Raw genomic sequence first — 10,484 nt, 5'->3', positions numbered from 1 at the left:
GACAAGGTGCGCAAGCAGATCGTGGAACTGGCTCTGGAAGAACCCGAGTTATCGCCCCGCGAGCTTGCGGTGCGGTTGAAGTCATAGCCCTCCATCTCGAAATTCGCCATCACCGGCTTGCCCCTGACCAAGGCCTCCAGCGACCAGCGCGGGTGCAGGGCAAAGTCGATGAACTGCCGCGGGCCGATGCGGAACGGCATTTTGAAGCCGTGGCGCAGTTCGCGCGGGCGGCGGCCGACCTCGGGCACATCAACCGTCAGCACCAGCGTCTGGTAACCGGCTGCGCGGGCGCGCTCAGTCAGCTTGAAGGTACCGCTGCCGTCGCCGCTGAAATAGAGCTGGAACCAGGCGTGCCCCTCCGCCGCCTCCAGAATGGCCTCCAGCGGGGTTGAGGCGACGGTGGAGACCCCGTGCGGCACGCGGTAGCGCGCCGCCAGCCGGGCCAGCATCAGGTCGGCGCCGGGGGCTGCTAGGTTGCACATGCCCATCGGCGCGATACCAAAGGGCCGGTCGGCCTCGGCGCCAAAAAGCTTTCTGGCCAGTGAACGCTGGCTTACATCGCGCAGGAAACGAGGCCGCAGGGTGATGGCATCCAGCGCAGCGCGGTTGCGCGCCGCCCCGATTTCCTGCCCGGCGGCCCCGTCGATGTAGTCAAACACCATCCAAGGCAGCCGCCGCCGGGCCAGGCGGCGGGCGTCCTCTGCCGAATGGATGGCACCTGCGCCCATCAGCCAGCCACGGCCTTCATGAAGCGGTCGCGGATCACCACCGGGTCCATGGTGATCACCGGCATCTTGGCATTACCGCTGTCGCATTTGACCACCAGCACCGTTGCCTCGCCGCCGGCCAGCGCCTCCTTCAGCGCCGGCCCGGTGTCCTTGTCCTGCACCTCCACCACCCGGGCGCAGCCGGCAGCGCGGGCCATGCCGGCCAGATCGGTGCGCTGGCTGGTATAGGTCGGCTGATCCCCGGTGGAGCCATAAGAGCCGTTGTCGATGATCATCAGGATGTAATTCCCGGGCGCGTTGTTGCCGATGGTTGGCAGCGTGCCGAGGTTGGTAAGTATCGAGCCGTCGCCGTCGATCACGATCACCGGTTTCGGCTGTGCCAGCGCCAGACCCAGCCCGATGGAGGAGGCAAGCCCCATGGTGCCCAGCATGTAGAAATTGGTGGGCTGGTCGTCGATCGCGTGCAGTTCTTGTGACGGAATGCCGATATTGCAGACCACCAGCTGGTTGCGCAGGATGGGCGCGATCTCTTTCAGGATTTCGGAACGGATCATTGGTCGCCATAGCCTCCCCAGAAATTGGCGTCGGTCAGGATGGCAACGGGCTTGTTGCACATGAAGGTGTATTTCAGGATGTTGTCGAGCTCCTCGGCGTCCTTCTGCCAGTGGAAGTGGTAGGTCGGGATGTCGAGCTGGGCCAGGAGCGCCTTGGTATGCACCGCCATTTCCACCTGGCAGGCCACTGGCTCGCGCAACTCTCCACGGTACGAAATCAACATGGGCAGCGGCATCCGATAGTACTGGATCAGCGTCGCCAGCGTGTTGATGGTGACCCCGATGGCGGTGTTTTGCATGATGATGGCCGGGCGCTTGCCGCCCATCCAGGCGCCAGCGCAGAGCCCCATGCCCTCATCCTCCTTGTTGGAGGGGATGTGAAAGATGTCGTCGCGCTGGTCGATCTCCTCGATCACGCCGGCCAGCTGCTTGCAGGGCACGGTCGTGACGAAAGAGACGCCGTTGGCGGCCAGATCGTCAGCGATCCTCTTGTCTATGTTCATGGTCGTTAGCCTTTGCTTTGGGTGGCGTATTTCGTTGTCATGCGGTCCGGCAGACGTGGACTGCGCACGGGGCGTGGCGGACCACGCGGGCAGCTGTCGAGCCGAGGAAAAAGTCGCTGAGGCCGGGTTTGTGAGAACCGACGACGGTGCGGTTTATGCCGTGTTTCTCCGCGTATTCGACAATGGCGCGGTAGGACCGGCCCTTTGCGATCTCTGCCGTCACATTGCCGTGGTCTGCGGTCTTTTCGGCAAGTAGCTGGCGGGCCTTGTCGAGGCCTTCGCGCACGGTGTCTTCGTCCAGGTGCCCGGTGACTGAACTGTGCGGTGCTTCGTAGACATGCAGCGCAGTGATCTGCCTGCCCGAATTGCACAGGGCGGCAGCGGCCTTGAGCGTTGTGCCGGAAACCCCGTGATCCAGGGCCAAGGGAACCAGGATATTGTCATACATGGTTGCTCTCCATTTGTTTGGCGCGTGGGCTCAGGCCCAGGGGTCGAGGATGATCTTGGGCGCGGCCACCGCGCCGGACCGCAGGTCGCTGAAGGCGGCGGCGCCGTCCGACAGCGGCCGCTGTTCAGGCCAGTCAAGCGGGCCGAGGCGCCCGTCAAAGATTGCCTGTGCGGTGTCGCGGAAGTCCTGCGCGGTATAGGTGTAGGTGCCGATGAAGGTGATTTCCTGCAGAGTCATGCGCCTGATATTCAAGCCGCCGGCGTCCTCGCCCAGGCCGACATGTGCAATCACCCCGCCGGGTGCAACTGCCGCCGAAGCGGCCGCGCGGGTGGCGGCATAGCCGACGGCATCGACCACCAGCGGCACCATGCCCTGGAACCCGGCAACGGCTTGCTGGCCGCAACGGTCCGCCAGAAAGGCCCGGCGCGCGTCGTTGGGTTCTTGGATGCTCACGTCCTCTATCCCCATCGCCTGCAGCGCCAGCGCAGCAGCCAGCCCGATAGCGCCGCCGCCAATCACCAGCGCGAAGCGCTCCATTTCCGGCTGCAGCGCCTCCAGCGCCAGTCGGGCGGCGTGCCAGCTAACGGCCAGTGGCTCTGCCAGTGCGGCCTTTTTCAGCGGCACCTCTTCCGGCACGGTCACCAGGTTACTCTCCGGCATTGCCACGAACTGGGCAAACGCCCCCTCGCGTGGCGGCATCGAGATGATCTGGCGGCTTGTACAGAGGTTCTCGCGCCCGGTGTTGCATGCGGCGCAACTGCCGCAGGACACCAGCGGGTTGATCGTGACCCGGCGGCCCGCCTGCGGTCCATCGTCGATCACACCCGCGGCTTCATGCCCCAGAATCAGCGGCGCGGGCCTGCGATTGTCATGGCCCAGATAGGCGTGCATGTCCGAACCGCAGATGCCGGAGGCTTGGATGCGGATCAGATGTTCGCCTGCCCGGCCCGATGCCATCGGCACATCGCGGAACGCAAGCCTCTCAACCCCTTCGTAAACCAAGGCTTTCATTTTGCAGTGAACCCTCCGTCAACCATCAGGACCTGCCCAGTTACATAGGAAGAGGCCTCTGAACACAGGAACAGCAGCGGCCCGTCGATATCCTCTAGCCGACCGTTACGGCCGATGCAGGTCTGTGCCGCGTTGCGGGTGGCGCGGGCTTCATCGCCGAACACCGCCTGGGTCAGTTCGGTCGGGAAGAACCCCGGCCCGATCGCATTGGCGGTGATACCGAAGGGTGACCAAGCCTCTGCCATGGCACGCGTCAGCTGGCCGATACCGCCCTTGCTGGCGCCATAGGCGATGCCGCCGGGAAAGGCGCGGGTAGTCTGGAGGGAGGCGAAATTGACGATCCGCCCCCAGCCCCGCTCCTTCATCGCAGGCACCAGCGCCTGGCTGAGGAAGAAAGGCGCCGAGAGGTTCAGCGCCAGGGTCTGGTCCCAGCCCTCCGCCGTGACTTCATCTGCGGGTTGCCGCGTGTTGACACCGGCCGCGTGGATCAGGATGTCCGGCGCTCCGAAGGGAGCCGCAACAGCCTCCCGCAGTGCATCCGGCGCGCTGCGGTCCGCCACATCCGCCGCCACATGAGCCGCATCCGAGCCGATCTCCGCGCAGAGGCTTTCCAAAGCCTCTGCCCGACGGGCCACCGCAACCACCCGCGCCCCTGCAGCGGCCAGCGCGATCGCCGCCCGCCGTCCTAGGCCGGAACTGGCGCCGGTGATGCAGGCGATCCGGCCTGACAGGCTGAATAGGGCGCGCGGATCAGCCATTTGCAGTCAGGTCGAAGGTTTCGTCCGGGAAGTACTTGGCCAACCGGACATCAGCGGCACGGGCATGCCCCTCCATCCCTTCCAGCCGGGCAATCCGCGCAGTGGCCTCGGCCACTGGTTTTGAACCTTCACGGGTGGCGCGTTGCCAGGTGACGATCTTCATGTATTTGTGAACTGACAGGCCGCCAGTGTAGCTGGCTGCCCGGGAAGTCGGAAGCACGTGATTTGTGCCGGCCGCCTTGTCTCCATAAGAGACCGTGGTTTCCTCGCCTAAAAACAACGAGCCATAGCAGGTGAGCCGCTGCAACCACCAATCCAAATCCTCTGCCTGCACGGTCAAATGCTCGGGTGCATATTCGTCGGAACAGGCCGCCATATCTTCGCGGTCAGCGCACAGGATCACCTCGGCGTAGTCGCGCCACGCGGCGGCGGCATTCTCGCGATTCACTTCTGGCAAGTCATCAATGTAGCCCGGCACCAACCGCATTACTTCTTCCGCGAGGGCGTGGTTATCGGTCACCAGCCAAACCGGAGAGTTGTAGCCATGCTCTGCCTGGCTCACCAGATCGGTGGCGACGATATGAGCATCTGCCGTGCTGTCAGCCAGGATCAGGCTGTCGGTGGGGCCCGCGATCATATCGATGCCGACACGACCGAACAGAATGCGTTTAGCCTCCGCGACAAACTGGTTGCCGGGACCAACAAGGATGTTCGCCTTGGGCAGGTCAAATAGGCCAAAAGTCATCGCCGCAACCCCCTGTACACCACCCATTGCCATGATCTTGTCGGCACCGCAGATGTGTGCGGCATAGATGATTGCAGGGGCTACCCCCACACCGGGGCGCGGCGGAGAACAGGCGGTGATATGCTTGCATCCCGCCACCTTGGCTGTGGTCACCGTCATGATGGCACTGGCGATGTGGCTGTAGCGACCACCCGGCACATAGCATCCGGCCGCATCAACTGGGATTGCTTTTTGCCCGGTGACAAACCCGGGCGAGATTTCCATTTCGACGTCATGCACTGTGCCTTTCTGCAGTTTGGCAAAGCGGCGTACGTTGTCGTGCGAAAACCGAATATCAGCCTTCAGTTTTTCCGGCACCATGGCGCAGGCTGCCTCAATCTCCTCCGGGGTCAGCAGCACGTTGCCCTCGTACTGGTCGAATTTCGCGGCGTATTCCAGAGCTTTGGCATCGCCGCCAGTCTCAATGTCGTCGAGGATGCGCTGCACGATCTTATGAGTTTCAGACGCATCCGATTTGGGGGTCAGAGCAGCTTTTTTCAGGTATTCGCGGGTCATTTCCAGAAAGTCCTATTTGTAGATATCAGGAAGCAGCGTGGTCGAGATCGCCGGTAAATAGGCGATCAGCAGCACGACGATCAGCATGGTCAGAACAAAGGGTACGGCACGGGCGGCAATCTTAAGGATCGACTCGCCGGTAATGCCGGAGACGACAAAGAGGTTCAGCCCCAAAGGCGGCGTGATGAAGCCTACGCCCAGCGCTGTGATCATCATGATGCAGAACTGGATCTCGTTCATGCCGATGTTGTCTGCGAGGGGTTTCAGGATTGGCGCCAGGATCACGATGTTAGGCGTCGTTTCCATAACACAGCCCGCTGCGATCAGGATGCAGATCATCAACAGGATCAGCAGGGACGGATCATCGGTCAGCCCGGTTACAGCGGTCACAAAGCCCTGCGGTACTCCCATGATCGCAAGCGCCTCGGCCAGCGGAGCCGAGAATGCGATAATCGGCAGGATCACTCCGTTCACTTTGGCCGAGCTAACCAGCATAGCCGGGAAATCTGCCAGTTTTAGAGTGCCGAGGATAAAGCCCATCAGGATGGTTACGACAACCGCAGTTGCGCCAGCCTCAGTCGGTGTCAGGCGTCCGGAAAAGATCCCATAAAAGATGATCCCTGGCACGATGAAGGCATACCAACCCGATTTCAGCGCTTGGCCAAGATTGCCTAGCCATTCGCCCAACCCCATGTTTCCGCCGGTTTCATAGGTATAAAGCCGGTTCATGATGATGTTGGTGATCAGGATCGACACTAAGATCGCCAGCCCCGGGATCAGCGCGGCCAGAAACAAGGTGGAGGCAGATATACCCAGAACCAAGCCAATGATGATGTAGGCAATGGAGGGCGGGATCAGGATGCCGGTACATGCGCCCGCCGCAACCAAGGCGCAGGCGTAGGGGCGCGGATAGCCGCTTTCAACCAGCCGGTTAATGGTCATTCGTCCAACTGCTGCAGCCCCTGCTGCGTCGGACCCGGAGATCGCGGCGAACATTCCGCAGACCAGCACCGTAGCCGATCCGAAACCACCCCGGGTCCAGCAAGTCAATGCCTCTGCCACATCCAGAAACTTCTTACTAAGCCCGGTTCTGACCAGAACATCTCCGGTCAGAATAAACAGCGGCACCGCAGTTAGCGCAAAGGCATCGATGCCGGTGAACAGGCTCTCTCCAATCGCACTCAGCGGCAAGTCCCCGGACATCACCAGCATGGTGATGGCTGCGGCCCCAATAGCGGCCCAGACTGGTACCGCGAGCGCGATCAGAGCGACAAACATGATTACTGGAAGGTAGAAATCCCAGCCCAGCTCGACAGTTTGATTAAGTGAATTCCACAGCATCGCTCAGGCCTCTCAATCAAACAGCTTGTCGCCTTCAAAGACAGGCGTGCCGTCACGAAGGCTGCGCAAATCGCGCCGGAAAGACTGGAACAATCGCCAGATCATCAAGGTGAACCCCAACGGTACCGCCGCCAGGAACCAAACCATCGAAATGCGCAGGCCATGGCTGACTGATCCGAACTTGGCCGAGACGTGTACCGTCTCGAAGGACCAGTAGAGCGCCACCAGCGCGACTACGAACATCACCAGATCACCGAAGATGTAGATAAGCGCCTTGGTCCGCGGCCCGAGGTAATGCAGGATCACGTCGATCCTAATATGGGCTCGCTCTTTGACCGCAGCTGCAGCACCAATCCAGGCAAGATAAATGAATGAATAGCGGACGATTTCCTCGCCCCAGATCGAGGAATAGGCAAACAATTCGCGCCGGATCACCTCAATCGCCATTGTGGCGACCAGCATCGTATAAAACACAAGAAGCAGCCAACGCTCTGCGTTCTGGTCGATATTTCGCAGGATGTTCATTGCCATTTCCGGTGTCCAGGCACACCCGCGCATTCAGCCCAGCGGACTGCTGCGAAGGCGGCTGTTGAAAAGTAGGCTGGGCGCCTTCAGGGCGTCCCAGCCAGTGCTGCTCAGGCGTCGTGGACGTAGTATTTTCCTTGCGTGCCCGCGGCCTCCTCGAGCTTGGCGAAGTTTTCCATGGAGCCTGCAAGTTCGGTCTTGAAGGAATCCCATTCGCTAAGCTGATAACCGCCGGCTTCTTTCCACTCTCCCAGTTGGTCATCGCTGAGGGCATGGAATTCGACACCCGCCTTGGCCAGTTCCGCCATCGCATAGGCGCGGGCCGAGGGCACTTTGGCCAGGTTCTGATGCGCCGTCAGCTCAGATCCCCACATTACACCTTCCTGAACATCGGCGGGCAGCGAATTGAACCACTCGAGGTTACAGGAATAGACTTGGCTGTCCGGCACTGCCTGGGTGAACGTCACGTGGCTTAGTATGTCTTTAAAGCCGAAGACGTAGAGTGCCCCGACAGATGGATCGAGCGCATCCGCGACGCCCTGTTTGATCGCCGACGGCGTCTCGCCCCAGGCCACAGGTGTCGGGTTGGCGCCGACCATGCGATAATACTGCTGCAGCATTTTCGATCCCGGCACCCGGAACTTCACGCCTGCCATATCACCAGGCGACATCACCGCGTTGCCGCCCTTACGCACCGCGACAACGCGGGGGTCAATGTTCACATAAAACAGGGCTTTGAACCCGTTGGCTTCCACGTTGGGATGTACCTCGGCCTTCCAGAAATCCGAGTTCACCAGGTTGGTGAACCTTTGGTTGGAGCCGCAGAGATAAGGCATGTTGATTAGGTCGACCGTCGAAGCAAAAGGCGCGAAATTCGACAGCGAATGCTGCGCTGCCTGAATGGTGCCGCCCTGAACCTTTTGCACCAGAGCACCACCGGCGCCAAGCTGGCCGCCTGGTGCCAGTTTGACATAGATTTTACCGTTGGTCGCGTTCTGGATGTTTTCCTTCAGGTCCAGCTGCATGATCGGATAGCTGCGCGATGCGCCCAGGACATAGGCGGTGGCAACGGTCATGACGTGCTCTGCGGCACTCTCGCGCTCTTTCTCTTCCTTGGCGGTCTGCGCAGCTGCCTCTGAGGACCACAGTACACCGCCGGCACCGGCCACCAGAGCTGCGGTGAATGAGCCGGTTGAGGCCAGTTTTAGGAAATTCCGGCGCTCAGTAGATTTGAGGCCATCCTTGTCATTCGTCATTGTCTTCCTCCCTTATGATCCGTCAGCTGCCATTGTTGTTCTTTTGGTCAGCTTCGCGTTTGAGAATGGCCGCTACGAAAAGGATCGAGGCGGCCAACAGAACCAGCATTTCTCCGACGTCTCCCAAGAAAGCGCCGCCACCAAAGGCGCCCAACGCGACATTGGTGAAAAACACCGTGAAGACGGCAACTGCAGCCCAAAGGAACATCTCAGAACTCCGGAATCTTATCCCAAATCTATTTGTAAGCGCTTACATTAATAATGCAAGCGCTTACATTGATTGATGCCGTGCCTCCGTTTTTGTGCTATGGCGAGGGTCAAATTCTTGTCAGGCACAACATGGGAAAAAACCGTACAGCTCCGACACTTAACGATGTCGCCAAGGCGGCGGGCGTTTCGACCGCCACGGTTTCTCGCTGCCTGAACTCACCGGATCGGGTGATTGAGGCTACCCGACAGCGAGTTTTGCAGGCTGTCGAATCGCTGGGTTACACACCGAATTTCGCGGCGAGGGTGATGGCGGCGAAGCGCAGCTATATTATCGGTGCCATTATTCCAACTATGGACAACGCAATCTTTGCCCGCGGGTTGCAGGAGTTTCAGGACCAGCTTCGCGAAAACGGCTACACGCTCCTGGTATCCAGTTCAGCCTATGATCCCGAGGTGGAGCGCGAACAGATCCGCACGCTTGTCGCCCGCGGTGCCGACGGGCTGCTGCTGATCGGCCATGCGCGTGACGCAGAAATTTACGAGTATCTGGAGAGCCATCAGGTTCCGTCAGTGGTTGCTTGGTCTTATGACCCGGAGGCGCAGCGGCCGACTGTCGGATTCAACAACGCAGACGCCATGCGCGAGTTGGCGCACAGTGTGATTTCCGCCGGCCACCGGCGGATTGCCATGATCTCGGGCATCACACAAGGCAACGACCGGGCGCAAGGCCGGGTGGAGGGCGTGCAGCAGGCGATGGCCGAATACGGGCTGGATGCCAGCGCCTTGACACTGATCGAAACGGCTTACGAGATTGACAAGGGCGCTGAGGCCTTCGGGCGGTTGATGGCCCTGAAGCCACGCCCGACGGTGGTCATGTGCGGCAACGATGTGCTGGCCGCCGGTGCTCTGCGCGAGGCGCACAGACTGGAAATCCAGGTGCCTGAGCAGGTTTCGGTAACGGGGTTCGACGACATCGAACTGGCAGAAATCGTCAGCCCCGCCCTGACCACCGTTCATGTTCCGCACCGTGAAATGGGACGCAAGGCAGCCTGCGAACTGACCGCAATGGTGGAAGGCAAATCGGAAGGCCGGTCGATCTGCATCGATATCAGAGTAGTTATTCGTAACTCTTTGGCAAAACCGCATTGTCAGTCATAAGGAAATTGGTTGCTGTTGTTGCTGGTGCATCTTGCAGTTTTGGAAGCTCTTTTTTCACAAGCGTGAAAGGCTGCTCGTTTTCAGTTCGAAAGGGCTGGTCTCGCGAATGCAGCATACTTTCACTTGGCCCCGCTTCTAGGCTGCAGGGGCAGGCCCAAGTGAGTGGGAGGATTGAAAATCGCGCTTCAGCTTGGCTTTCAACGACCGCTATGGCGACACCGGATTGCGTCGCATCAATAGGTTTGCCGCAGCAATGAGCAAATGCTGCGTCACCAATAGATGCAAGTGCAAAAGGCAGGTTTGTCCGCATTGCGGTCGTTCGCGGCAACTTTCTTTAACGTCCACTTTGCGGACTAAACGGACTTTAGCGGTTGCAGGTAATGCTCACGCAGCAGTTCTTCGCGCTTACAGCTAAGTGGCATCGGTGATGTGGTGGATTTCACCAGGCCGGTCGTTCAATCGTTCTGGTCTCGATTGTAAAGAGTTCTTGAGGGCCACAGTTGATCAGGTCGCGTTGAATTCGATGCAGGTACGCTAGTTGCGTTAACACCTTTTGCGGCATTAGAAGTCCGGCTTCAATGAGGGCCATAGAGTGACGGCGGGTAGGTATCGGTGATGCCTCGTTAACTAACGGCAATCTTAGATCGAGCGTGCCTTTCAAGCACCCAATGATATCGCGATCTTGGTTTCAA

Annotated in this window: 12 protein-coding genes and 1 pseudogene; 1 reads left to right on the top strand and 12 read right to left on the bottom strand. The window is 60.0% G+C overall.

Annotated elements, in window-relative coordinates:
• Window positions 1–62: 62 nt before the first annotated feature.
• The 11 genes and pseudogenes from AC2FEE_RS19395 to AC2FEE_RS19345 all read right to left on the bottom strand — a co-directional run.
• Window positions 63–728 (bottom strand): annotated as a pseudogene (locus tag AC2FEE_RS19395) (alpha-hydroxy acid oxidase); the annotation flags it as partial.
• Window positions 728–1,282: a sulfopyruvate decarboxylase subunit beta gene (comE, locus tag AC2FEE_RS19390; RefSeq protein ID WP_496866975.1), complete on the bottom strand. Its 555-nt coding sequence runs from the start codon at window positions 1,280–1,282 to the stop codon at window positions 728–730. The gene comE and the pseudogene AC2FEE_RS19395, both read right to left, overlap by 1 nt.
• Entirely contained in the window at window positions 1,279–1,785 is a 507-nt protein-coding gene (gene comD, locus AC2FEE_RS19385; protein ID WP_496866974.1) for a sulfopyruvate decarboxylase subunit alpha, read from the bottom strand. The genes comE and comD overlap by 4 nt, the downstream gene beginning before the upstream one ends.
• A gap of 37 nt (window positions 1,786–1,822) precedes the next feature.
• Window positions 1,823–2,233: a universal stress protein gene (locus AC2FEE_RS19380; protein ID WP_496866973.1), complete on the bottom strand. Its 411-nt coding sequence runs from the start codon at window positions 2,231–2,233 to the stop codon at window positions 1,823–1,825.
• 30 nt (window positions 2,234–2,263) lie between these two features.
• Window positions 2,264–3,244 carry an alcohol dehydrogenase catalytic domain-containing protein gene (locus AC2FEE_RS19375; protein ID WP_496866972.1) on the bottom strand — a complete coding sequence of 327 codons (981 nt, stop codon included), beginning with the start codon at window positions 3,242–3,244 and terminating at the stop codon, window positions 2,264–2,266.
• Entirely contained in the window at window positions 3,241–4,002 is a 762-nt protein-coding gene (locus tag AC2FEE_RS19370; protein ID WP_496866971.1) for an SDR family NAD(P)-dependent oxidoreductase, read from the bottom strand. Before AC2FEE_RS19370 ends, AC2FEE_RS19375 begins: the two co-directional genes overlap by 4 nt.
• Window positions 3,995–5,302 (bottom strand): histidinol dehydrogenase, encoded by a 1,308-nt coding sequence (hisD, locus tag AC2FEE_RS19365; protein WP_496866970.1) that lies wholly within the window; start codon window positions 5,300–5,302, stop codon window positions 3,995–3,997. Before hisD ends, AC2FEE_RS19370 begins: the two co-directional genes overlap by 8 nt.
• Before the next feature lie 12 nt (window positions 5,303–5,314).
• Entirely contained in the window at window positions 5,315–6,643 is a 1,329-nt protein-coding gene (locus AC2FEE_RS19360) for a TRAP transporter large permease (RefSeq protein WP_496866969.1), read from the bottom strand.
• Window positions 6,644–6,655: 12 nt separating this feature from the next.
• Window positions 6,656–7,168 (bottom strand): TRAP transporter small permease, encoded by a 513-nt coding sequence (locus tag AC2FEE_RS19355; RefSeq protein WP_496866978.1) that lies wholly within the window; start codon window positions 7,166–7,168, stop codon window positions 6,656–6,658.
• A gap of 110 nt (window positions 7,169–7,278) precedes the next feature.
• Window positions 7,279–8,424, bottom strand: a complete 1,146-nt coding sequence (locus tag AC2FEE_RS19350; protein ID WP_496866968.1) for a TRAP transporter substrate-binding protein — start codon at window positions 8,422–8,424, stop codon at window positions 7,279–7,281.
• 22 nt (window positions 8,425–8,446) lie between these two features.
• Window positions 8,447–8,632: a hypothetical protein gene (locus AC2FEE_RS19345; RefSeq protein WP_496866967.1), complete on the bottom strand. Its 186-nt coding sequence runs from the start codon at window positions 8,630–8,632 to the stop codon at window positions 8,447–8,449.
• Between the two features lie 131 nt (window positions 8,633–8,763).
• On the opposite strand from AC2FEE_RS19345, the gene AC2FEE_RS19340 reads away from it, so the two are divergent.
• Window positions 8,764–9,792 (top strand): LacI family DNA-binding transcriptional regulator, encoded by a 1,029-nt coding sequence (locus AC2FEE_RS19340; RefSeq protein WP_496866977.1) that lies wholly within the window; start codon window positions 8,764–8,766, stop codon window positions 9,790–9,792.
• Here the strand turns inward: AC2FEE_RS19340 and AC2FEE_RS19335 are convergent.
• The gene (locus tag AC2FEE_RS19335) at window positions 9,752–10,102 is read right to left on the bottom strand and encodes a hypothetical protein (RefSeq protein WP_496866966.1); all 351 of its coding nucleotides are present in this window, start codon (window positions 10,100–10,102) and stop codon (window positions 9,752–9,754) included. The genes AC2FEE_RS19340 and AC2FEE_RS19335 overlap by 41 nt on opposite strands.
• Window positions 10,103–10,484: the final 382 nt, after the last annotated feature.

It is taken from the genome of Ruegeria sp. YTSC199, from assembly GCF_059609725.1.
The sequence above is the reverse complement of the archived record's forward strand: the minus strand, read 5'-3'. Positions and strand labels throughout refer to the sequence as shown.